Origin of the sequence: Haladaptatus halobius, from assembly GCF_020618475.1 — an archaeon.
In the GTDB taxonomy this organism is placed as follows: Archaea; Halobacteriota; Halobacteria; order Halobacteriales; family Haladaptataceae; genus Haladaptatus; species Haladaptatus halobius.
In genome coordinates this window covers 1,741,299-1,761,103 of record NZ_CP085335.1, presented here as the reverse complement: position 1 = coordinate 1,761,103, position 19,805 = coordinate 1,741,299, and the positions used below count along the sequence as shown (strand labels likewise).

Sequence of the window (19,805 nt, the reverse complement as noted above, 5' to 3'; positions counted from 1 at the left end):
TTTAACGCGAATCGACTACCGTTTTCGTGACCTCAAAAGCCCTCACCCGCTCCCCCGCTTCGCTGCGCGCTTCATCTCGCTCACGTTCGTTCGCTCGCGGGAGCTTCGCCGGGGCTCGCGGAGCGCGCTCACTCCTTCAGTCCGCCGAGGAACCGCCACCGCAACCGCCAGTGTCCCCACTCCTCCCCGCCAGCTCGGTAAGGCGCTCGGTGTTCGCTTCGCTCACCCCTCGCGCGCAGCGCGCTGGCGCAACCCCGGCGGCCGGCCGGACGAACGACGCGGCGCGCATTGATGTGGCGGCTCGGCTGACCGCTGGCCTCGCCGCCACCGTCGGACACCATGCGAGGGATGAGCACAGGAGCGAACGAACGTGAGCGAAGTCGTTCGGAAATCTTCGATTTCGTGATGACGACAGAGCGAAGCTTTCTCGAACCACGCGCAATCGATTGAGGAGGGTGCGGGCGGTGGCAGATGCGGTGTGGTGCGGGGTGGGACTGAAAGGGACCGGGTGTTCTCGTGAACGACGAAGGAGCGAACGAGCGCCCGGAGGCTTTTGAGCACGACGCTCCTGCGGTAACTCGTTTATCGCAACGGAGTACGTAGGTGATTTCGGTTATTTGTCGTCACCTCGATTCCGGGGTTACACCGGGAACACGACAGTTAAACCCCCAGCAACTCAGATGACGGACAAGCCTGCCGCCTCCGGGCCACCTTTCCTCGCTCGAACGCGTCTCATGACCAACGAGTACGATGACCGACGAGACCATCCACTTCAACCTGTTCACGATGAACGCCGTCGAGCACGTGACGGCGGGCAACTGGCGCACGCCGGGCGACCAGTCCCACCGCTACACCGAGTTGGACTACTGGCAGGAGGTCGCCCGTCTCGCGGAGCGCGGGGGGTTCGACGCCGTCTTCTTCGCCGACGTGCGGGGCATCTACGACGTGTTCGGCGGGAGCCGCGACACCGCCATCGAGAAGGCCGTCCAGACCCCGGCGAACGACCCGGAACTGCTCGTCCCGGCGATGGCGAGCGTCACCGACCACCTCGGCTTCGCGGTCACACGCTCGACCACCTACGTCCACCCCTACCAACTCGCCCGCGAACTCTCGACGTTAGACCACGTCACCGACGGGCGACTCGCGTTCAACGTCGTCACCTCGTACCTCGAAAGCGCCGCCGAGAACCTCGGCCTCGACGAGCGGATGGAACACGACGCGCGCTACGACCGCGCCGAGGAGTTCGTGCAGGTCTGCTATCGCCTATGGGAGGATAGCTGGGAGGACGACGCCGTGGTTCGAGACGCCGAGGCGAGACGCTACACCGACCCCGAGAAGGTGCACGCTATCGGCTTCGAGGGCGACCACTTCTCGGTGCCCGGCCCGCACTCCTGCGAACCCTCGCCCCAGCGCACGCCCGTCCTCTACCAGGCCGGGTCGTCCGACCGCGGGCGAAACTTCGCCGCCCGAAACGCGGAGGCGCTGTTCGTCAGCCAGCCCACCGAGGAGGCCGTCCGGAGTTACGTCGAGGACGTGCGGGAGCGCGCCGAGGAGTGGGGACGAGACGGCGACAACCTCGCATTCTTCGCCGGTATCGCGCCCGTCGTCGGCGAGACGGAAGAGGTCGCACAGGCGAAGTACGAGAAGTACCGCGAGAACGTCGATTACGAGGCGACCTTGACCCTCCTCGGCGGGTTCATGGATTTGGACTTCTCGGAACTCGCGCCCGACCAGCGCGTCGAGCACATCGAAACCGAGGCGATTCAGGGCGCGGTCAACGCCCTCACCAAACACGCCCCGGAGCGCGATTGGACGGTTCGGGACGTGGCGGAGTTCTGCGGCCTCGGCTCCACCTCCCCGGTCGTGGTGGGGTCGCCCGAACAGGTCGCGGACGAACTCGAACGCTGGCGCGAGGAGACGGGAGTCACCGGCTTCAACGTAAAAGAGATCGTCCGCCCCGGAACGCTCCGGGACTTCGTGGAGTTGGTGGTGCCGGAACTGCGCGAGCGCGGTCTCGTGCGCGAGGAGTACGAGGGCGAGACGCTCCGAGAGAACGTGCTCGGGCGGCGGTATCTCGCGGACGATCATCCGGCGAAACGCTGAAACGCACCGGGTACAACCGAGGGGACGTCGTGCCATCGGTGGAGGAGTCGCTCCGACGGACTGTGAGACCCGTCGCTACTTCGAATGTAACCCCGAAAAAATTCCGTTTTCTTGCCCGTCGAGCGCTTTACGACGAGGAGTTGTTCCGCTCGTCGAGTTATCGCCGTTCGTCGCGTTTCCGGACGAGGCGTTTCCGCCGGAACCGTCGTCGGTTACCGTTTGCTCGGCTTGGGCGGTCGCCCAGATTTCGTACGCTTTGACGTCCTTGAGTACGACGTTCGGGTCCGTGTCCTCGAAGACGATCTCGCCGTTCCATTTCTCGTTGGAGTCGAGGTCGACGATCGATTCCGCTTCGGAAAGCGCCGTCTCGAACGTATCGATCGGTTCGTCCTTCTTGTTCAATAGCCGAGCGTGAACCGTCACATCGCTCAACGGTGCACCCGTCTTGTTTTTCACCGTGAACGAAACGCCGAAGTTTTCGGACGTTCGGTATAGAACCGACTGGGTAATCGTCACTTCCTTCTCCATCTTTTCTTCGAGCACGTTCGAGTCGATGTCGAACAACCGGGATTCTCGGTATCGACGGTTTCGTCTCCCTTGTCTTATCCGCCCGACCCGCCGGATAAGTCGTCGAGGCATCCGGCCACCGAGAGACTTGCCGCCGCTACGCCCGTCGACTTGAGGAGCTTTCGTCGATTCATACTACGTCAAAACAAACGACCCGAAGGAGAATTAACCCACCAGTGCGGCTTCATCCGTTGCAGTCGAAGCCAGAATTTAAGTGAGTTCAAAATCCCCGCCAGCGATTTTCCAACGAGTGTTTACCCGCGGCGGATTCGTGGGGATGAGAACTGGGTACAACGACCCCGAATCCGCCTCGAAATCACGGTGAGAAACGTCGGGATGGGCGCTCGTCGTTCGGACGGTGTCAGCGTCTACTAATCGAGTAGAACAGAACGACGAATCCGACGATGAGAAAGAGACCTTCGATGAGCTGCAGGCGGACGACTTCCGCTTCCGTGAGGAAAAAGCTGCCCTTGATACCGATTTCGTACGCGAGTTCGATGATTAGACCGAGGGATATCATGCCCAAGCCGAAGATGGCTCCGAGGAGGGACCGAGTTCGTTCACGCCGATAGGCGAGGTAACTGACGACGGCGAACCCCCCGGCGAGTCCGACCAGCAGGATTCGGATGAGCGTCAGTATCCATATCTCCGATGAGGTTGCGAGGATCATACGAGTTACCACCGCAGTTCTATTCCGGATTGCTCCAAGTCGCTCCAGAAACTACTGAATTTATCGATGAAATCTTGTCGAACGTGAATGTCCGCACCAACCATCCCGTCTACGAAAGTGAGACAGACACGCTCGAGCGTCGTTTCGTACGCCTTCCGATGGTCACCGAATCGGTCGATTCGAATCGTCTCTTCGAGAAAACCGTGTTCTTGCAGGACACCGACGTGGCGATAGACGGTCGGTGTCGAGACATCATATTCGTCGGCGAGTTCTTCGGCGGTATACGACTGGTCGCTTGCCATCGCAAGGATACAGCGCGGAGCTTCTCGTGAAACGAGTTCGATGATCACTTCCGGTTCGACCGATGTATTCGTCGGTGTCATCATCGCTCATGTGGGTTTTCGGGGGGTGGTAGAAGGGGGATAGTCGCTCGTTCGCGCTCGGTCCGACTCCGCCGCGGATGGAGATACGCAACTCGCTATCCTCGCACCCCTGGAGGACGATTTCTGGCCATCGGGAAACGTGACCGCTAAAAACGGTGGTCGATACGAACGGTCTTTCGAAGGACGTGTTCGACGTAACTGGTGAACCGACCGGCGGTTGGAACCGCCGTACGGTGTTCAGTTCTGAACAACTCGCAGCGCTTTGTAGCGGTGTTTTATTTGTATCCCGAGTATTAATCACAGTACCGCTCCGGCATAGAGGGAACTACTGAAGCGATGTACATAACACCACTGGTGGAAGATTCCACGTAGTTGAGTCTCACCCATCTTTTTCGGCGGATCGCCCGGCCCGCTGGAGTAACCGAGTTCGTTTCGAAAGGAGCGCGGTCCACGAGTTCGAAGATGGACCGACTGTCACGATGAGAAACCACGACAAACGAACACCTTTTCAGCCAACCCCGCCAACCAAAATCCGATGAACGTACTCGTCGTGGGGGCGGGCGCGATGGGTCGCTGGTTCGCCGAGTCGATAGACCGCGACCTCGCGTTCGCCGACGCGGATCCGGCGGTCGCGGAGGACGCAGCGAAGGAACTCGGCGGGCGAGCGGTCGCGCTGGACGCGGAGGACTCCTTCGACGCGGTCTGTCTCGCCGTGCCGATGCCCGCGGTCGGTGAGGCCATCAGGGAACACGCGCCGAAAGCCGAGCGCGCGCTGTTGGACGTTTCGGGCGTGATGGCCGACTCCGTGGCCGCGATGGCGGAGCACGCCCCCGACCGCGAGCGCGCGAGCCTCCACCCCCTGTTCGGCCCGGAGAACGCGCCGGGCAACGTGGCGGTCGTCGCGGACGAACCCGGCCCGGTCATCGACGACCTGCTCGCCGACCTCGAATCGCGCGGCAACGCGCTGGTCGAGACGACGCCCGAGGAACACGACGAGGCGATGGCGACCGTGCAGGCAGGCGCGCACGTCGCGGTGCTCGCGTTCGCGCTGGCGGCCGACCCCGTGCCAGAGGGACTGCGGACGCCGGTCTACGACGACCTCGCCGACCTCGCGGCCCAAGTTACGGACGGCGACCCGCGCGTCTACGCCGACATCCAGGCCACCTTCGACGGGGGCGAAGGAGTCGCAACCGCGGCGCGACGACTCGCGGACGCCGACCCGACCAAGTTCGAGCGACTGTACCGGGAGGCGGACGCGTACCGTGAAGAGGACGAGGAGGCGGGAGAATGAACGCAGATCGGCGCGAGCAGGTGCGGTCGAACGCGCTGTACCTCCGCGATGTGCGCCCCGTCGACCCCGACGAGATCGCCGAGTACGTCGAAGGCCGACCGCACCCCGCGGTCGTTCGGCAACTGCTCCGCGAGGAGGCGTTCTCGCTCGGTCTCGTCGAGCGCGACGACGGCACCTTCGAACCGGTGTCCGAGGAGCCGATACAGTCCGACTTTCGGGGCGTCGAGTCGTTTCCCGAGGAGTACGGTAGAAAGCTGGAAGACCTGCTCGTCGCGGAGTTCGGGGCGGGATGGCCCGACGACGAGTCGGGCGAAAAATTGCGCGAGACGATTCGCGGCCTCAAGGAAGATTACTTCGCGCAGAACCCCGTCGAGTACGACTACGGAGTGGCGCTCGGCTACGCCGTCTATCACCTACCCGACTACTACGCGGTCGTCCAGTACGTGTTGGCCGAACTCGCGGAGCGCGGCCTGCTCCCCCGGAAACTCCGCGTGCTGGACGTGGGTGCCGGGGTCGGCGGTCCCGCCCTCGGTCTCCACGACTTTCTGCCGGACGACGCCCTCGTGGAGTACCACGCCGTCGAACCCGGCGACACAGCGGATGTGCTCGCCGCGATGCTCGAAGAAACACGGCTGAACTTTCACGCGACGGTACACCGGGAGACGGCGGAGGCGTTCGAATCGGAAGGGGAGTACGACCTCGTGCTGTTCGCCAACGTCCTGAATGAACTGGACGACCCAGAAGCGGTGGTTCGAAAATATCTCGACTTCCTCGCGCCGGACGGGTCGCTGGTCGCTATCGCCCCGGCAGACAAGAACGCCAGCACCGGCCTGCGGGAAATCGAGCGGAGCGTCGCCGACCGGACGACGGTGTACTCGCCGACCCTTCGACTCTGGCCCGGCGAGGAGCCGAGCGACAGGGGTTGGTCGTTCGACGTGAAACCCGACCTCGACGTTCCGGCGTTCCAGCGCCGATTGGACGAGGGCGCTCGACTGGACGACGAAGACGGTGCGGACGGGAATCGACCGGGCGGGGACGGCGAGTTCGTCAACGTCGACGTGCAGTTCTCGCACGTCGTCCTCCGAACCGACGGCGCGCGCAGGCGGGAGTTCACCGCCGACCTCGCCCGGTCGGCGAAGATGGCGAAGATGGAGCGGCACGTCACGGAACGGGTGAGCCTCGTGGCGGTGAAACTCAGTCGCTCGCTGTCAGAGGGCGAGACGCGAAACGACGTGTTCAAAGTTGGCGACGGGAGCGAAAGGGTCGGACACTTCGCGGTGCTGACGAACGAGACGTCGCTCAACCGCGCGCTCCGGGACGCGGAGTACGGAAGTCTACTCTCGTTCGAGGACGCGCTCGTGCTGTGGAACGAGGACGAGGGAGCCTACAATCTCGTGGTGGACGAAAAGACGGTCGTCGACCGCCTCTAGTTCGCCTCGGCGCACCCCCGAACGAACTCGTAGTACGAGCCGAATTTTCCCGCGTCGTTCGGCGACAGCGGGATGTTGTTCTCCGCCAACAGTTCGACCGTTTTCCGTGGCTCACACTCGAACCAGATGGATAGCACGTCCACGTTGCGTTGGGCGTACTCGTAGTTGAGTTCGAGCGTCCGAGCGTCGATGACGTTTCCCTCCGCCATGTCCATCTAGACAAAGTGAACGCCATAGCATAAATCCATGTGATACGTTAATTAACAATCTTGATTTTCAACATAGGTCACAACCCGTGGTACCAACGTCGGACAAGTGCAAGACGAATCGTCCGCCCCCGTGACAGTTCGTCGTCTCACAGCGCCCGAAAGCGCAGAACGGAGCACTTTTGCGCCCCCGTTCCGACCCCCTGTGCATGGGTGATTCGCTAGAAATACTCCTGACGAACGACGACGGCATCGACAGTCCCGGTATCCGGGCACTGTACGATGCCCTACAGGAGGTCGGAAACGTCACCACCGTCGCGCCCGCCACCGACCAGAGCGCGGTCGGACGGGCGATGTCATACGAGGCGGAAGTGGAAGAACACGAACTCGGCTACGCCGTCGCCGGGACGCCGACGGACTGCGTCGTCGCCGGACTCGCCGAACTCGGCCCGTATCCCGACATCGTCGTCTCCGGCTGTAACAACGGAGCGAACCTCGGAGCCTACGTCCTCGGACGTTCCGGAACCGTCAGCGCCGCCGTCGAAGCCGCCTTCTTCGAGGTGCCCGCCATCGCGGTTTCGCTCCACGTCCCAAATCACCTCTGGCCCCACGATACGACGCAGGAGGAGTACGCCGAGGCGGCGCGGGCGACGAACTATCTCGTCGAACGCTCCCTCGATGCGGGCGTCTTCGAGCAGGCCGAATATCTGAACGTCAACGCGCCCATGCCGGGCGACGAACCGGCCGCGATGGAAGTGACCCAACCGTCTCGCGTCTACGACATGGACGCGACGAATGAGGGCGGCGTCGTCACCTTACACGACCTGACGTGGGAGCAGATGGACGAGGGAACCCTTCCCGACCCCGACGGAACCGACCGCCGCGCGGTGTACGAGGGACGGATCAGCGTCTCCCCGCTCACCGCGCCGCACACCACCGAACACCACGAATCGCTGGACGAACTGGTCACCGCGTACCGGGAGTAGCGCTATCGTTTTACCCGCTCACAGCTAACCCGCCTTGATGAGTGGGGGGAAAGGAGAGAGACGTAGTAGGAGTGACATCGGAGGGGTCGCGCTAGGGGCGTCTCCCGTGAACGTCGCCATCCTCAATACCGACGGCACCATCGTGGCGACGAACCGCGAGTGGGAGGAGTTCGGCCGAGCGAACGGTCTCGTGACCCCGACGCTGGGCGCCAACTACCTCGACGTGTGCGACGGAGCGGACAACCCGGAGGTGCGACGAACCGCGACCGGACTCCGCGACGTGCTCGCCGGAAAGCGACCGGAGTTCACGCTCGAATACCCCTGCCACTCGCCCGACGAGCGACACTGGTTCCTGATGCGCGCGATTCGCGCGTCGGGTGCCGAACCGTACGTGGTCGTCACGCACACGAACGTGACCGAACGGAGGGAACACGAGTTTCGCCTCGAACGCTATCTGACGACCATCAGGAACGTCCCGCTCGTCCTCTTCGCCTTCGACTCCGACGGTTCGTTCACGCTCTCCGAGGGTCGCGGACTGGAGGCGCTCGATCTCGTCGACGGGGAGGTCGTCGGCGACTCGGTGTTCGACCGCTACGAAGGCTATCCCGACATCGTCGCCGACTGCCGTCGCGCCCTCTCCGGCGAGCGGGTTCACGCGACCCGCGAGGTCAACGACGCCATCTTCGAAGTCGTCTATCAGCCGGTGCTGGACGATTTGGACGAGGTCGACCACGTCGTCGGCGTGGCGAGGGACGTGACGAAGCGCGAGCGACACGAGCAGATCTTCGCCGCCCTGTCGGATCTGACGCGGGTGTTGATGGAAGCACGGACGGCGGACGAAGTGTGCGAACTCGCGGTCGAGGGGGCCGAGGAGGTGCTCGACCTCCCCGACACGCTGCTCGCGCTGTACGACGAATCGTCGGGTACGCTTCTCCCGCGGGCGCGGACGCGACGCGCCGAACCGCTTCCGAATGGACTGTTGGCCAACGAGGGCGTCGCGTGGGCTTCGTTCACCGAGAACGAACCGCGGTTCGTCGGCGATATCGTCGTCCTGCCGCTAGGCAATCACGGCGTCTTCGTCACCACCGTGACGGACGACACCGCACTCGACGTCGCGGAACTCTGTGCCGCCGCCGTCGAATCCGCACTCGGGCGAGCGAAGCGTGAACGAATGCTGCGAGAGCAGGAGGCGACGCTCCGTCGGCAGAACGCGGCGCTCGAACGACTCAACGAATTGAACGAAGGTATCCGGCGCATCGACCGAGCTCTCGTCGAGGCGCGAACCCGCGAGGAGATCGAACGGGCGGTCTGCCGTCGCTTGACGAGCGGCGGTTCGTACCGGTTCGCGTGGATAGGCCAGGACGACCCCGCGTCGGGAGTCGTCCTTCCGCGTGAGTGGTCGGGCGTCGAGCGCGGTTTCCTCGACGCTATCACCGTCAGAACCGACGACGACGGGAGCGACCCGACCGGAATCACCCTCGGGACGGGGCGGGCGCACGTTGTTCAAGACGTGCTCCGCGACCCGGCATCGGAGACGTGGCGGCGCGAGGCGCTGAAACGCGGCTATCGGTCGGTCTGTGCGCTTCCGTTGTCCTACGGAGACGCGGTCTACGGCGTGCTCACCGTCTACTCGGACCGAGTGGGGACCTTCGACAAACTGGAACGCTCCGTCCTCGAAGACGTGAGCCAGACCGTCGGGTACGCCATCAACGCCGTCGAGAGCAAGAAGGCGCTCGCCGGCGGCGAGGTGATCGAACTGGAGTTCGACGTGAGCGACCCGACGGTGGTGTTCGTGAATATCGCCCGCGAGACGGGCGGTTGCGTCGAGTTCGTGGGCGTCGTCTCGAAACCGAACGGAACGCTGAAATCGATATTCACGGTTCGAAACGCCGCCCCCGATGCGGTGCGGGAGGTCGCGGCGCGCTCGCTCGAAGTAGCCGGCGTCGAACTCGTGAGCAACCGAGACGACGTCGCCGTGTTCGCGGCGACGCTGACGGAGTCGAGTTTCGTTGCGACGCTCCTCGACCACGGCGCGGTTCCGGAGACGTTCGTGGCCGACGGACTGCCCGGACAGGTCGTCGTTCGTCTGTCGGCGGACGCGGACGTTCGGACGTTCGTCGAAGTGCTCCGGACGCGATTTCCCGACATGAAACTCCGGAGTCGCCGCCAGCGGGAGCGACCGTGGTCGTCCAGCGACTTCGAACCGATGCTCGCCGAAACGCTGACCGACCGCCAACGGGAGGTGTTGGAGATGGCCTACTACGGCGGTTTCTTCGACTCGCCGCGAAAGAGCACCGGGGAGGAGGTGGGTCGGTCGCTCGGCATCTCACAGCCGACGTTCCAACACCACCTGCGGGCCGCGGAGCGAAAGCTACTGCGACGACTGGTAGACGAAAGCGACCTCTAGATAGATAGCCCCCGCCGTTTTCGGGTACGTTCAACCTAGCTGGAAGCGACTTAGCCGGTCGTCGTCTTTCAGTATGTATGGAGACGAAAACAGGAAGCCGAACCGACGGTCGGGGTGACGACCGTTTGTCCCTCGCCGTCCTCACTGCCGTAATGGACGCGGCGGGGTACGAAGACGCAGGCGAGTTCGACACGTGTCTGTACGACGCTATCGACCCGGACGCGCTCGATTCACTCTTCCACCGCCGGACTGCGAACGGGCGCGTCGAGTTCTCGTGGGCAGGGTTCGATATACGCGTCCACAGCGACGGGCGGGTGACGGTATTCGACACGTGACGATGACCCGACGGAGTCCGGATTCGGGCGACGCGTCCTCAGACGAGCGAATCTGTGCGACCTGCGGGGAAGTTATCGAACTCACGGCGTGGCATCCTGTGCTCGCCGAACCCGACGCGGGCGGGGTGCTCCACCTGTATCCGTTCTGCAGCGCAGACTGTCGAACCGCGTGGAATCAACGAAATAGAGAATGACTAACAGAGAAAACAACGAGATAGAGTACGACGAGTACGAGAACGAGTACGGCGTCGTGGCGATGTTCTACGACCCGAAGAACGAACGAGCGTGGATTCGGTCGAGCGTGACAGTGACGGTGCGTCGGTAGCGGTCGCGGAAGCGACATCCACCCGAGAATACACGCCCGGTTCGTCGGCGACGCACTTCGGCGTCAAGAATTAACTGCCGTCGCATCCTCGGTTAGCGATAAACTTCGGGGGAACGAAGATGGCTACCATAGTAGTCGCACACACGAACTTGATGGCGAAGGGCGGCGGCGAAGGCGTCTGTATGAACGTCCTGGAGGCGCTGGAGGACGACCACGACGTGACGCTTTTCACCCTCTTTCCGCCCGACCTCGCGGCGTTGAACGAATACTTCAGGACCGACGTCGGCGACGTGGACGTTCGGTGGCCGCCCGGCGTCGCGGAGTTCCTCGACGCGATAGAGCCACCGCTGTACAACCTCCGGAACGCGCTCCTCAATCGGTTCGCGGAGCGGCGAGCGTCGGCGTTCGACCTCGTCGTCGGGACGGACAACGAACTCTCCGTGCCCGGCCCGCTCGTCCAGTACATCCACACGCCCCGGTTCGCGCGAAACGTCGTCTCCCCTCGCGTCGGTCAGGACGGGTTCGTCGACCACCTCTACGACCGACTCAGCTACCGACTCGGCGGCGTCGACGCCGCCGAGATACGGGACAGCGCCATCGCGGCCAACTCGAACTGGATGGCGGGCGTGGTGCAGGACGCGTACGACGTTCGTCCCCGCGTCGTCCACCCGCCGGTCGACACCCGCGGCTTCGTCGACGAACCGTGGGGCGAGCGCGAGAACGGGTTCGTCACGATCGGTCGACTCGCCCGCTACAAAAACGTCGAGCGAAACATCGAGATTCTCGACGGCGTGCGCGAACGCGGCCACGACGTGCACCTCCACGTCGTCGGCCCCGCGTACGACCGGGAGTACGCCCGCGAAATCGCCGCGCTGGCGGCCGACCGCGACTACGTCCACCTGGAGGGCGAGCGCTCGCGCGACGAACTCGTCAACATCATCTCACAGCACCGCTACGGCCTGCACGGGAAGCGCCACGAACACTTCGGGATGGTCGTCGCCGAGTTCGTCGCCGGGGGTGCAGTTCCGTTCGTTCCGAACGACGGCGGCCAGCGCGAGATCGTCGGGGAGCGGCCGGAACTCCGCTACGACACGACCGAGGGAGCGGTCGAGAAGATAGACCGCGTGCTCTCGAATCCGGAGCTTCAGCGCGAGGTGCGGGCGAGCACCGCGGAGGTCGAGCGTCGGTTCGGGCGAGCGCGGTTCCGGCGCGAGATACGCGAACTCGCCGCCGAGGCGCTCGCCTGAGGGCCGCAACCGTTTTGCGAGGAACCGCCGAAATCTTTCCAATGACGCTTCGTACCGGGGTTATCGGGGCCGGAATTGTCGCCGAGAACAACCACTTTCCCGCGTTGACGCGCAACCCGAAGACGACGCTGGCGGCCGTCTGCGATCTGGACGAGTCGCGCGCTCGGGAGGCGGCCGCCGAGCACGGCGCGACCGCCTACACAAACCCGGAGATTCTGTTCTCGGAGGAGGAACTCGACTGGGTTCACATCGCGACTCCCGTCCAGAGTCACGCCGAACTGGCGACGAAGGCGGTCGAGTCGGGGATTCCGGTCACGCTCCAGAAACCGGCGACGACGACCCGCGACGAACTGGAGGACGTGCTGGCGTCGGCGCGCGAGCACGACGTACCGACCTCGGTCGTCCACAACTGGTTGTTCTATCCGGTCGTCAGGCGACTGCGGCGGCGCATCCGTACCGGCGAACTGGGGGAGATACGCGCAGTCGAGACGACGTTCACGGGGGAGGGTCGCCCCGACGAGACCTACCGCGGGTCGTGGGTGTTCGACCTCCCGGGCGGCGATTTAGAGGAGGGGTTCCCGCACCCGCTGTACCTGACCCTCGCAATCGGGGGAACGCCGCGGGACGAGGAGGCCGTCGACGTTCGCACGCGGGTCGCCGGGGAGTACGACGACGACGTCGGCTACGACGGGGTGAGGATGCAGTACGTCACCGACGACGACACGCTTTGTTCGGTGACGTACACCTCCGGCTCAGCGCCGAACAACCAGATTCGCGTCCACGGAACCGAGCGGTCGGTGACCGTCGACGTTCCGACGAATACCGTAGACGCACACGACCGCGAGGAGGGACCGTTCCACCTCCCCTCCGAACAGGTGCGACGGGGACTGACGACCGCGCGGAGTTCGCTTCTCGGGGTGGCCAACAGCCTCGCCGACTACGGCCTTTCGCACGTCGAGGACGAGTACGGCGTTCACCGCGAGCGGAGCGCCGACGGTCACTACTTCCTGTTCAACGAGGCCGCGACCGCCTTCCGAGAGGGTCGGCAGCCGCCAGTTCCGCTGTCGCGGAGTCGATGGGTGCTGACGCTGATGGAGCGCGCCCGGGAGTCGATGTAGCTCACTCGCGCTCGGCGAGCCCGAGGTTCGATTCGAGTTCGTCCCCCGCCGCCCGAATCGAGTATAGTCGCTCGATTCGCCGACGCGCGTTGCGGCCGAGTCGCCGCCACTCGCCCGCGGAATTCAACAGGGCCGCGGTCGCCGCGGCGAACGACTCCGGCGTCTCCGCGACGGCGACGTCGACGCTCGCTCGCGCGTCGACCCCATCGAACCCGGCGGGCGTCGTCACGACGGGGGTTCCCCACGCCATCGATTCGAGGATCTTCAGCCGCGTCCCGCCGCCGATTCTGAGCGGTGCGACCACGACGCTCGCGTCTCGAACCCATCCGTCGAGGTTCTCGACCTCGCCGACGAACGAGACGCCGGGCCGCTCCCCCAGTTCCCGAATCTCCTCGGTCGCGCCGCGTCCCACCAGCGCGAGTTCCGCGTCGGGACACCGGTTTCGAATCTCGGGGAGGATTCGCTCGACCAGATGCGTCGCGGCGTCGCGGTTCGGAAACCAGCCGTACGAACCGAAGAAGAGCAACCGCTTCGCGTTCGATTCGCCGCGCTCGCTCGGCGCGTACTCCGCCACGTCGAGGCCGACGTGCTGGTGGCGGACGGGGCCGGAGACGCGCCCGACGAGTTCCGCCCTGTCTTCGGCCCCGAGCACGAGCGTCCGGTCGGCGGCGTCGTACGCCGCCAACTCCTCCCGTCGAAGCCGGGGCACTTCCAGCGCGAGTTCGAGCCGTCGATTTCGCTCCTCCGCCATCCGCCGGTAGCGTTCGTGAGCGGCGTACTCGACGACGTGCGCGTTCGTCACGGCCCGCGAATCGGTGGCTCGCAGTGCACGCCGTACCTCGTCGTCGCGGAAGATCTGTCCGACGTAGGGATGTTGGGCGAGCACCGCGTCGGGCGCGAGCGAGCGAATCGCTCGCCGCGCCCCGTCCCGCAGGGCGGTCGAGTCGAACATCCCCATCACGTCCGAGCGCAGGGTCAGTAAGTGCCGAAGTTTGCGCGCACGCGGCGGCAGTCGCGTCTCGAGTTGCGAAACGACGGTCACCGACTCGCAGACGGAGCGCAACGCCGCCGGACAACTCCCGTCGCGGTCGTAGGTGAGCAGGTGCACGTCGTGGCCGCGCTCGACCAGCGCGCGGACGAACCCGAAGGTGACGATGCGGTCGCCCGCATTCGGCGGTTCTCTGGTGACGACGAGCACCGACGCCACGATTACCCTCCTCGCCGACAGCGGGCGTACACGCGTTCGATTTCCGCGGCGTGCTCGTCGAGCGACTTCGGTTTCTCGACGCCGCGGCGGAGTCGCTCGACGCGCTCCGGCGACTCGGCGAGCGTTCGGAGCGTCTCGGCCAGCGAGTCGGCGTTTCCGACTTCGAACGTCAGTCCGTCGCGCCCGTCGGCGACCAGTTCGGCCATCCCGCCGACGTCGCCCGTGACGACCGGCACTCCCGACGCGAACGCCTCCTGAATCACGAGCGGGCTGTTCTCGTACCAGAGCGACGGAAGCACGAGTACGTCCATCGTCCGATACGGGGACGCCGTGTCGTCGTACCGTCCGTGGAATCGAACGCGGTCGTCGGCCGACCGCGCGAGACGGGAGTGGTATGACCTATCGGGGTCGAACGCGCCGAAAACGTCCAGCCGAACGTCGCCCTCCACCCGCCGAAACGCTTCGAGCAGGAGGTGGACGCCCTTCGACTCCGCGATGCGTCCGGCGTAGCCGAATCGAAGCGGTTCGGCCTGGGCGAAGCCGGTGTCCTCGAACCGCTTGACCGCGATTCCGTTGCGGCGAATCACGATGTCGTCCGGGTCGGTGCCGTACTCGACGAACGTCTCTCGGAGGAACGCCGAGGGCGAGATGAGCAGGTCGGTCGCCGCCAGTGCCTCCGACAGTTTGTTCCGGCGACGCTCGACCGGGACGCGGTAGCGGCCGTCGACCGACCGCCGAGCGCTGACGCGCTCGTTGCCGCCGTCTGTCTTCGTCCGCTTCGCCGCCGCGCGGTAGCAGTCGGCGCACTTCGCCACCGATTCGGGGCCGGAGCAGAGCGTCCCCTCGGGGCGGTACAGATGCTCGCGGTGACAGAGTGTCCAGAAGTCGTGGAGCGTGGCGACGCAGGCGACGTTCCGCTCGGCGCACAGGTTCGGAATCGACGACGACAACCCCTTGAAATGCTGGAGGTGGACGATATCCGGGTCGAACGAGTCGAGCACGTCGGCGACGCGGGCGTCCACGTCGGGCCGAACCGTCCCCGACAGTCCGTTGTCCTCCTGGGTCTCCGTGGCCGGAAGCGAACTGACGGGAACGCCGTCAATCGCCGCCGGTCCGTCGCTCGGCGCGGCGATTTTGACCTCGTGGTTTCGGCCGAGTCGCTCCGCGAGTTCCACCGTGTACAGCTCCGTCCCGCCGAGCGTGTCGGTCGGAAGCTCATGAACGACTTGCAGAACACGCATGGTCTCAGTCCGTCGTGGCTTCCGTCGTCGCCTCCCCCTCCCCAGTCGCGCCCTTGTCGGCGTACTCGGACAGTCGCCGGAACTGCCGGGAGAGGTCGTGTTCGTCCACGTCGAGCGGGGACTTGAAGAACGACGCCAACTGTCGCTGGAGCCCCGCTCTCCCCCGTTCGTCAGCGTGGACGAGCAGGCGAACCAGGTCGAGCACCAGCGGCGCGGCGAGGGCCGAGTCCGAACCCTCCCACGTGAACTGCATCGTCATCTCCGTGTCGAGGAAGCCCTCGAAGTGGATGTAGTCCCACGCCGTCTTCCAGTCGTCGAGCGACGGCGTGTAGTCGATTCGAACCCGGTTGTGGAACGGTGGGTCGAGGATTCCCTCCAAGATTCCGCCCTTGCTCGCCAGTTTGCCCTCCTTGTTGGTGTCGTCTTCGAGGACGTGGCCGTCCGTGTTCCCGAGGATGTTATGCCCCTCCCACGACCGAACGCGGAGGTTTCGACCGGCGAACATCGGCGCGAGCGCGGCTTTCACCAGCGATTCGCCGGTCTTCCCGTCGTTGCCCATGTGCGGAACGCCCTCACGCTCGGCGAGTTCGCGCAACCCGCCGAGCGCGCTCCCGGTGCTCGGCGTGAAGTTCGCGTAGGGGTGTCCCTCGGCGAGCGCCGCGTAGGCGTACAGCGAACTCGCCGGAAGGTCGCGGTCGTCGGTCTCGACGGCCCGTTCGAACGCATCGATGCTGTCGTACCGCTCCGGGTCGTCCGGCACCGGCTCCGTCGAGGCGACGTTGACGACGACGACCGCGTCGAGGTCGTTCGCCCGGCGGAACTCGTCGTAGTCGTCCCGAATCCGCTCGACGATTTCGGAGACGGTTCGGTCGGCTTCGAGCGGGGTCGCGTCGGCCATCTCCGCGACCGCGGTGCCGCAGTTGAGCGCCGTACCGGTTCTGATGCGCTGGTCGATGGCCGACAGGTCGTCCTCGACCGCCGACAGCGTCGCCGCGCTCGGCGTCCCGTTGTTCTCCGAGAGCCGACGGGCGGACTCCAGAACGCTCCCGGTTCGGATGTCGTGACCGCCGAAGACGAACTCGTCGAGGTCGGGAAGCGAGAGTTCAGTGCACGGTTTTCGCGCCGTCACCATCCCTGTCGGGTCGGTCACCCCGGACGCCACCGCGCGAGCGCCAACCATTGCCGTCGTGGCGATGTTGCCGCGAGCGCCGACGAGCCAGATGCCGATCTCGCTCACGGAACCACTTCCGTTCGACGCCGACCGGCGGCGTTCGACCGACGCTCCGCGTTCGCCGTTCGTCCGCCGGTAGGCCGATAACTGCTCCGTCGCACATTCGTTCGTCTATACGTATCGTTGCTTGCTGACCATCCGATGATAGCGTCCAATCGGCTAACAGTATCGTTCTGATCTAGTTTCATTGTCCCCCACCCCACCGTCATTTTCCTCCGTCGGCGGTGAACCCTAACAAATATCGGGCGATACAGCTACGTGACGAATTTCTATAAACTCGCTGGCCGTACAGGACGAGTCACCGCAAGACGGGCGGAACCCTCGATTTTCGTCACCCGATCGCGCGCCGGAGCACGTCGAGGTAGTCGTCCACCGTCCCCTCGACGGTGAACTCGCGTTCGACCTTTCGACGGCCCGCCGCACCGTACGCCGACGCGCGCTCCGGGTCGGCGAGGAAACGACGAAGCGCCGCCGAAAGCGCGTCCACGTCGCGGGGGTTGACGACGATTCCGTCCTCGCCGTGGTTCACGAGTTCCTTCGCCCCGCCGAACCACGTCGTCACAACCGGCGTTCCGGCCGCGAACGCCTCCAGGTTGGTCGTCGGAAACGGGTCGAGGAACACCGACGGGGTGGCGACGACGGTCGCCGCCGAGAGCGCCGCGCGCAGTTCCGAGCGCGGAAGCCATCCGGTCGTGACGATATCGTCGCCGCGTTCGCCGCTCGCGTCGCGCATCTCGGAAACGTAGTCTCGGTCGCCGGTCACGACGAGTCTGACGGGCGCGTCGACGGCGTCGGCGGCCCCCGCGAACGCGCGAGCGAGATGGTGGCCGCCCTTGTTGTAACCGGTTCGACCTCCGAACAGGACGAATCGAGTTCCGTCGAGGTCGTGCTCCCTGCGGAACGCCGTCCCGTCGGCGGTCGCTTCGGACGCGTCGACGCCGTTGTGGATCGTTTCGTGGCAGGCGACGCCGTTCGCTTCGAGCGCCCGTCGGAGTTCGTCGCTCACGGCGACGCCGACCGAAACATCGCGGTCGAGGTGCCGCCGGTTCAGTCGGTTCCTGAGCGGGAAGTAGCGCACCCCCTGCCCGCGGAACTGTCGCCGCGGATTCACCCGATACCAGTCGGTCGGAATCGGTCGCTTTCCCTCCGCCGGATGTCGCTCGACGAAGTCGGTGAGTTCGCCGTAGGAGACGGTTCCGGCGTCGTGGTACGTCTTCACGACCGGAATCCCGCGTTCGGCGGCCAGACGCAGACTCCGGTTCGAGAGGCGGTGGACGTTCTGCGCGTGAACCGCGTCGGGGTCGAGCAGGTCGAACAATCGCCCGCACTGCGGTACGACGAATGGATTGAACACGCTGAGGTACGGCAACAGCGCCGGCCAGCGCGGCGAGTAGATGCGATACACATCGACCCCGTCGATGGTGGCCCGACCGACGTCGACGGTCGAATCGACCGTGGTGACGACGGACGTTCGATGCCCGCGCTCGGCGTACCCTCGCGCGAGTTGCGCGGCTACTTTCTGCGCGCCGCCGCGCTCCCACGGCGGGTAGCCGTCGGAGAGGAGACAGACGTGCATCGGTCACATGTAGCCCAACTCTCGGAGGTTCCGCTCCACGTCGTCGGGAACCGACCGCGACCCTGAGGCCACCTCTTCGTCCGAAGGATGTGCCGCACGAAGCGTCTCTCGCACGCCTTCGGGCATCTCCTCGGGGTCGATTTCGCGCGCCTCGTTCGCATCCCAATCGATCTCCGCGGCCCGCCATCGGTCGCCGACCCTGTCCAATTTCCACTCGCCCGCGACGGCGCTGGTTCGATGCGTCGTCAGTCGCTCGTCCCGAACGTCGTCCGGCGGGTGGGAGGCGACGACGCCCGCGTACTCCGCGAGCGCCGTCTCCCCTCGTTCGTCGCGGTCGGCGTCGAGCAGCGACCTGCGCGGGTCGTGTTCCAGCCCGGCGAGCGCGCGCACCGTCTCCGCGACATAGGTCGTCTGGACGAGGTCGTCCTGCTCGTCCGCGTCGAACCGCCCCGGGTATCGAACCAGCAACGGAACCCTGAGCAGCGGTAGACGAACCGACGTCTGGTGGTCGACGAGCGTTCGTCCGTCGGCGCGCTCGCCGAGGTGTTCCCCGTGGTCGGCGGTGAGCACGACCATCGTGTCGTCCGCGTGGCCGTGCGCTTCGAGGCTGTCGAGGATTCGCCCGACGACCGCGTCCGCGTACTCTACCTCGTCGGCGTACCTCGTGCGGAGGTAACGCTTCTCGGCGCTCGACAATCGACGCTCGTCGAGTCGAAGCGCCCAGCTATCGTCCATGAGCGCCCGCATGTACATGTGCTCGTCCGAGAGCGTCTCGCATCCCGGCGGGCGAACGTCGGCGGTTCGAAACTCATCCGGAACGTAGAACGGAAGGTGCGGATCCATGAGGTGGACGTAACCGAAGAACGGTTCGTCGTCGTCCGCCGCCACCTGTTCGTCCACGACGTTGGCCGCCCGGTTACTGGCCCGAACGTCGTCCAGCCACGCGTCGCCGGTCGACTCGGCGAACCGGAAGGCCGCCGCGTTGCCGAGACTTCGGAGCGGCGTCCCCGAATCGAGCGCCCGCCGGGCGACCGTGGCGTACCACTTCCATCCCCGGGAGACTCCCTTCGAGAGTCGACGAACGTCGGCCCCGCTCTCGAAGAACCGGTGTCGCGGCCCCGTGAACTCCCGCACGGCGTCGAACCCCCGACCTTGGGGGAGCCAGTCGCCGATCCACGTCTTCGGCGAGACGTGGAAACAGCGGTAGCCCGTGTCGGACAGGTCCTCGGTTATCGTCCGTCCGTCTCGCATCCGGAACCCCCGCGAAGTGGCTCCGTGTTCGTGCGGATACTTTCCGGTCAGGATGCTCGTGACGCTCGGGAGCGTCCACGGCGCGGCGCTGACGGCCCGAGTGAACACGGTCGATTCCTCGGCGAACGACTCGATTTCGGGCGTCCTCGCGTCGTCGGCGTACGGCGCGACGTAGTCCGCCCGACAGGCGTCGACGACGACGAGCAACACGTTCGGCTTCCGCTTCCCCAT

21 protein-coding genes are annotated in these 19,805 nt (G+C 65.3%); 10 read left to right on the top strand and 11 right to left on the bottom strand.

Features of this window, described 5'->3' with window-relative positions:
- Window positions 1–128: 128 nt before the first annotated feature.
- Window positions 129–356, bottom strand: a complete 228-nt coding sequence (locus LIW51_RS10175; RefSeq protein WP_227374030.1) for a hypothetical protein — start codon at window positions 354–356, stop codon at window positions 129–131.
- Between the two features lie 394 nt (window positions 357–750).
- Here LIW51_RS10175 and LIW51_RS10170 point away from each other — a divergent pair, with 394 nt between their 5' ends.
- Entirely contained in the window at window positions 751–2,103 is a 1,353-nt protein-coding gene (locus LIW51_RS10170; RefSeq protein ID WP_227374029.1) for an LLM class flavin-dependent oxidoreductase, read from the top strand.
- Window positions 2,104–2,178: 75 nt separating this feature from the next.
- Here LIW51_RS10170 and LIW51_RS10165 read toward each other — a convergent pair whose 3' ends face one another.
- The 4 genes from LIW51_RS10165 to LIW51_RS10150 all read right to left on the bottom strand — a co-directional run bounded on the left by LIW51_RS10165 (window position 2,179) and on the right by LIW51_RS10150 (window position 3,723).
- Window positions 2,179–2,667 (bottom strand): hypothetical protein, encoded by a 489-nt coding sequence (locus LIW51_RS10165; protein WP_227374028.1) that lies wholly within the window; start codon window positions 2,665–2,667, stop codon window positions 2,179–2,181.
- A gap of 38 nt (window positions 2,668–2,705) precedes the next feature.
- Window positions 2,706–2,804 (bottom strand): twin-arginine translocation signal domain-containing protein, encoded by a 99-nt coding sequence (locus LIW51_RS10160; RefSeq protein ID WP_227374027.1) that lies wholly within the window; start codon window positions 2,802–2,804, stop codon window positions 2,706–2,708.
- Between the two features lie 227 nt (window positions 2,805–3,031).
- Window positions 3,032–3,340 carry a DUF7521 family protein gene (locus LIW51_RS10155; protein WP_227374026.1) on the bottom strand — a complete coding sequence of 103 codons (309 nt, stop codon included), beginning with the start codon at window positions 3,338–3,340 and terminating at the stop codon, window positions 3,032–3,034.
- Between the two features lie 5 nt (window positions 3,341–3,345).
- A complete protein-coding gene (locus LIW51_RS10150) occupies window positions 3,346–3,723 on the bottom strand; it encodes an ArsR/SmtB family transcription factor (protein ID WP_227374025.1) in 378 nt (125 codons plus the stop codon).
- A gap of 535 nt (window positions 3,724–4,258) precedes the next feature.
- Between LIW51_RS10150 and LIW51_RS10145 the strand changes: the two genes are divergently transcribed.
- Together LIW51_RS10145 and LIW51_RS10140 are read left to right on the top strand one after the other, a co-directional pair.
- A complete protein-coding gene (locus tag LIW51_RS10145) occupies window positions 4,259–5,014 on the top strand; it encodes a prephenate dehydrogenase (RefSeq protein WP_227374024.1) in 756 nt (251 codons plus the stop codon).
- Window positions 5,011–6,444, top strand: coding sequence for a small ribosomal subunit Rsm22 family protein (locus LIW51_RS10140; protein ID WP_227374023.1), 1,434 nt, complete (start codon window positions 5,011–5,013; stop codon window positions 6,442–6,444). The genes LIW51_RS10145 and LIW51_RS10140 overlap by 4 nt, the downstream gene beginning before the upstream one ends.
- Here LIW51_RS10140 and LIW51_RS10135 read toward each other — a convergent pair.
- Window positions 6,441–6,653: a hypothetical protein gene (locus LIW51_RS10135; RefSeq protein ID WP_368411784.1), complete on the bottom strand. Its 213-nt coding sequence runs from the start codon at window positions 6,651–6,653 to the stop codon at window positions 6,441–6,443. The two genes, LIW51_RS10140 and LIW51_RS10135, sit on opposite strands and share 4 nt — an antisense overlap.
- 206 nt (window positions 6,654–6,859) lie before the next feature.
- Here LIW51_RS10135 and surE point away from each other — a divergent pair, with 206 nt between their 5' ends.
- The 7 genes from surE (at window position 6,860) to LIW51_RS10105 (ending at window position 13,068) form a co-directional block, all read left to right on the top strand.
- Entirely contained in the window at window positions 6,860–7,636 is a 777-nt protein-coding gene (gene surE / locus LIW51_RS10130) for a 5'/3'-nucleotidase SurE (protein WP_227374021.1), read from the top strand.
- Window positions 7,637–7,673: 37 nt separating this feature from the next.
- Window positions 7,674–10,043 (top strand): bacterio-opsin activator domain-containing protein, encoded by a 2,370-nt coding sequence (locus LIW51_RS10125; RefSeq protein WP_227374020.1) that lies wholly within the window; start codon window positions 7,674–7,676, stop codon window positions 10,041–10,043.
- Between the two features lie 77 nt (window positions 10,044–10,120).
- Window positions 10,121–10,378 carry a HalOD1 output domain-containing protein gene (locus tag LIW51_RS10120; protein ID WP_227374019.1) on the top strand — a complete coding sequence of 86 codons (258 nt, stop codon included), beginning with the start codon at window positions 10,121–10,123 and terminating at the stop codon, window positions 10,376–10,378.
- A gap of 2 nt (window positions 10,379–10,380) precedes the next feature.
- Window positions 10,381–10,572: a DUF7576 family protein gene (locus LIW51_RS10115; protein ID WP_227374018.1), complete on the top strand. Its 192-nt coding sequence runs from the start codon at window positions 10,381–10,383 to the stop codon at window positions 10,570–10,572.
- Window positions 10,569–10,703: a DUF7331 family protein gene (locus LIW51_RS38500; protein ID WP_255766635.1), complete on the top strand. Its 135-nt coding sequence runs from the start codon at window positions 10,569–10,571 to the stop codon at window positions 10,701–10,703. The genes LIW51_RS10115 and LIW51_RS38500 overlap by 4 nt, the downstream gene beginning before the upstream one ends.
- A 119-nt stretch (window positions 10,704–10,822) precedes the next feature.
- A complete protein-coding gene (locus tag LIW51_RS10110; RefSeq protein ID WP_227374017.1) occupies window positions 10,823–11,950 on the top strand; it encodes a glycosyltransferase family 4 protein in 1,128 nt (375 codons plus the stop codon).
- A 41-nt stretch (window positions 11,951–11,991) separates the two neighbouring features.
- Complete coding sequence (locus LIW51_RS10105) at window positions 11,992–13,068, top strand: Gfo/Idh/MocA family protein (protein WP_227374016.1); 1,077 nt, start codon at window positions 11,992–11,994, stop codon at window positions 13,066–13,068.
- A gap of 1 nt (window position 13,069) precedes the next feature.
- Here the strand turns inward: LIW51_RS10105 and LIW51_RS10100 are convergent, their stop codons facing one another.
- From LIW51_RS10100 to LIW51_RS10080, 5 genes are all read right to left on the bottom strand, one after another.
- Window positions 13,070–14,275, bottom strand: a complete 1,206-nt coding sequence (locus LIW51_RS10100) for a glycosyltransferase (RefSeq protein WP_227374015.1) — start codon at window positions 14,273–14,275, stop codon at window positions 13,070–13,072.
- A 2-nt stretch (window positions 14,276–14,277) separates the two neighbouring features.
- Complete coding sequence (locus LIW51_RS10095) at window positions 14,278–15,516, bottom strand: glycosyltransferase family 4 protein (protein ID WP_227374014.1); 1,239 nt, start codon at window positions 15,514–15,516, stop codon at window positions 14,278–14,280.
- A 4-nt stretch (window positions 15,517–15,520) separates the two neighbouring features.
- Window positions 15,521–16,696, bottom strand: a complete 1,176-nt coding sequence (locus tag LIW51_RS10090) for an inositol-3-phosphate synthase (RefSeq protein ID WP_368411783.1) — start codon at window positions 16,694–16,696, stop codon at window positions 15,521–15,523.
- Between the two features lie 382 nt (window positions 16,697–17,078).
- Window positions 17,079–18,323: a glycosyltransferase family 4 protein gene (locus LIW51_RS10085; RefSeq protein WP_227374012.1), complete on the bottom strand. Its 1,245-nt coding sequence runs from the start codon at window positions 18,321–18,323 to the stop codon at window positions 17,079–17,081.
- Between the two features lie 3 nt (window positions 18,324–18,326).
- Window positions 18,327–19,805, bottom strand: coding sequence for a sulfatase-like hydrolase/transferase (locus LIW51_RS10080; RefSeq protein WP_227374011.1), 1,479 nt, complete (start codon window positions 19,803–19,805; stop codon window positions 18,327–18,329).

Excerpts from the sequence above, each read along its gene's own strand:
- LIW51_RS10170 (WP_227374029.1), top strand. The coding sequence starts at position 751 with ATGACCGACGAGACCATCCACTTCAACCTGTTCACGATGAACGCCGTC.
- LIW51_RS10160 (WP_227374027.1), bottom strand. The coding sequence starts at position 2,804 with ATGAATCGACGAAAGCTCCTCAAGTCGACGGGCGTAGCGGCGGCAAGT.
- LIW51_RS10155 (WP_227374026.1), bottom strand. The coding sequence starts at position 3,340 with ATGATCCTCGCAACCTCATCGGAGATATGGATACTGACGCTCATCCGA.
- LIW51_RS10150 (WP_227374025.1), bottom strand. The coding sequence starts at position 3,723 with ATGACACCGACGAATACATCGGTCGAACCGGAAGTGATCATCGAACTC.
- LIW51_RS10145 (WP_227374024.1), top strand. The coding sequence starts at position 4,259 with ATGAACGTACTCGTCGTGGGGGCGGGCGCGATGGGTCGCTGGTTCGCC.
- LIW51_RS10140 (WP_227374023.1), top strand. The coding sequence starts at position 5,011 with ATGAACGCAGATCGGCGCGAGCAGGTGCGGTCGAACGCGCTGTACCTC.
- LIW51_RS10135 (WP_368411784.1), bottom strand. The coding sequence starts at position 6,653 with ATGGCGGAGGGAAACGTCATCGACGCTCGGACGCTCGAACTCAACTAC.
- surE (WP_227374021.1), top strand. The coding sequence starts at position 6,860 with ATGGGTGATTCGCTAGAAATACTCCTGACGAACGACGACGGCATCGAC.
- LIW51_RS10125 (WP_227374020.1), top strand. The coding sequence starts at position 7,674 with ATGAGTGGGGGGAAAGGAGAGAGACGTAGTAGGAGTGACATCGGAGGG.
- LIW51_RS10120 (WP_227374019.1), top strand. The coding sequence starts at position 10,121 with ATGGAGACGAAAACAGGAAGCCGAACCGACGGTCGGGGTGACGACCGT.
- LIW51_RS10115 (WP_227374018.1), top strand. The coding sequence starts at position 10,381 with ATGACCCGACGGAGTCCGGATTCGGGCGACGCGTCCTCAGACGAGCGA.
- LIW51_RS38500 (WP_255766635.1), top strand. The coding sequence starts at position 10,569 with ATGACTAACAGAGAAAACAACGAGATAGAGTACGACGAGTACGAGAAC.
- LIW51_RS10110 (WP_227374017.1), top strand. The coding sequence starts at position 10,823 with ATGGCTACCATAGTAGTCGCACACACGAACTTGATGGCGAAGGGCGGC.
- LIW51_RS10105 (WP_227374016.1), top strand. The coding sequence starts at position 11,992 with ATGACGCTTCGTACCGGGGTTATCGGGGCCGGAATTGTCGCCGAGAAC.
- LIW51_RS10095 (WP_227374014.1), bottom strand. The coding sequence starts at position 15,516 with ATGCGTGTTCTGCAAGTCGTTCATGAGCTTCCGACCGACACGCTCGGC.
- LIW51_RS10090 (WP_368411783.1), bottom strand. The coding sequence starts at position 16,696 with ATGGTTGGCGCTCGCGCGGTGGCGTCCGGGGTGACCGACCCGACAGGG.
- LIW51_RS10085 (WP_227374012.1), bottom strand. The coding sequence starts at position 18,323 with ATGCACGTCTGTCTCCTCTCCGACGGCTACCCGCCGTGGGAGCGCGGC.
- LIW51_RS10080 (WP_227374011.1), bottom strand. The coding sequence starts at position 19,805 with ATGGGGAAGCGGAAGCCGAACGTGTTGCTCGTCGTCGTCGACGCCTGT.